Origin of the sequence: Nonomuraea diastatica (genome assembly GCF_004349015.1) — a bacterium.
Lineage (GTDB): Bacteria > Actinomycetota > Actinomycetes > Streptosporangiales > Streptosporangiaceae > Nonomuraea > Nonomuraea diastatica.
On sequence record NZ_SMKP01000412.1, the window covers coordinates 1 to 1422 of the forward strand.

1 protein-coding gene is annotated in these 1422 nt (G+C 66.4%); it reads left to right on the forward strand.

Annotation, left to right across the window (positions count from 1 at the left end):
- Positions 1 to 121: 121 nt before the first annotated feature.
- Positions 122 to 1363, forward strand: a complete 1242-nt coding sequence (locus tag E1294_RS51925) for an IS256 family transposase (RefSeq protein ID WP_132520748.1) — start codon at positions 122 to 124, stop codon at positions 1361 to 1363.
- Positions 1364 to 1422: the final 59 nt, after the last annotated feature.

Consider the following 1422-nt stretch of genomic DNA (forward strand, 5'->3'; position numbering starts at 1 on the left):
GGTTGCGTCCACAGGAGTGGTGTACGAGTTTGGCCTGATCACAGGCGTGGCGTCGTGAAATGAAGACGGCCATCGAGTGATCCTTCGAGTAGCTAGATCAAGATCGAAGGAGAACCAGTCGATGGCCGCAGACAACAGTGTGATGCCTGCTCAGTGGCTCGCGAAGCAGATCGAGACCGACGACCCTGACATGTTGCGATCCATGGTGAAGACCATGGCCGAAGCGTTGATGTCGGCCGAGGCCGACAGCCTGTGCGGCGCGGCCTACGGCGAGCGCAGCGACGAGCGGATCAACTCGCGCAACGGCTACCGGCAGCGCGAGTGGGATACCCGCGCAGGAACCATCGAGCTCGCGATTCCGAAGCTGCGCTCTGGCTCCTACTATCCGGACTGGCTGCTGGAGCGACGCCGGCGGGCCGAGCAGGCGCTGATCAGTGTGGTCGCCACGTCCTACCTGCTCGGCGTCTCGACCCGGCGCGTGGACAAGCTGGTCGAGCAACTCGGCATCAAGCACATCTCCAAAAGCCAGGTCAGCCAGATGGCCAAGGTGCTCGATGAGCAGGTCGAGGCGTTCCGCACCCGCGCCCTGGACGCCGGCCCGTACACCTTCGTCTGGATCGACGCGCTGACCCAGAAGGTGCGCGAGGGCGGCCGCACCATCAACGTGCACGCCCTGATCGCCACCGGCGTCAACGCCAACGGCCAGCGCGAAGTCCTCGGCCTGGACGTCACCTCGGCCGAGGACGGCGCCGGCTGGCTGGCGTTCCTGCGTGGTCTGGTCGCCCGCGGTCTGTCCGGCGTTCAGCTGGTCGTCTCCGACGCCCACCGCGGGCTGGTTGAGGCGATCGGCGCCGCCCTGCCGGGCGCGTGCTGGCAGCGCTGCCGCACCCACTACCTGCGCAATCTGCTGACCTGCGTGCCCAAGTCGGCGCAGCCGTGGGTGGCCACCCTGGTACGCACCATCTTCGACCAGCCCACCGCCGAACAAGTTCGCGCCCAGCATGCCTGGGTCATCGACGCCCTGGAGGCCAAGTACCCGGCCGCCTGCGAGCATCTGGACGCCGCCCGTGAGGACCTGCTCGCCTTCGCCGCCTTCCCCCGCGAGACCTGGCGGCAGATCTGGTCCAACAACCCCCAAGAACGGTTGAACAAGGAGATCCGCCGCCGCACCGACGTGGTCGGCATCTTCCCTGACCGGCCCTCGATCATCCGGCTGGTCGGCGCGGTGCTGGCCGAGCAGACCGACGAATGGACCGAAGCCCGCCGCTACATGGGCCTGGACATCTTGGCCAAGGCCCGCGTCCGGTTGATCACCGGCGACACACCGGCCCAGAACCCACTTCCGCACACACTTACCGCTTAACCTGCAAAAACAGGATCACTCGAAGATCGACTCATACACCACGTCCGTGGACGTGACCC

Bases quoted from the DNA above. Each gene is read 5' to 3' on its own strand.
- E1294_RS51925 (WP_132520748.1), top strand. From the start codon at position 122: ATGGCCGCAGACAACAGTGTGATGCCTGCTCAGTGGCTCGCGAAGCAG.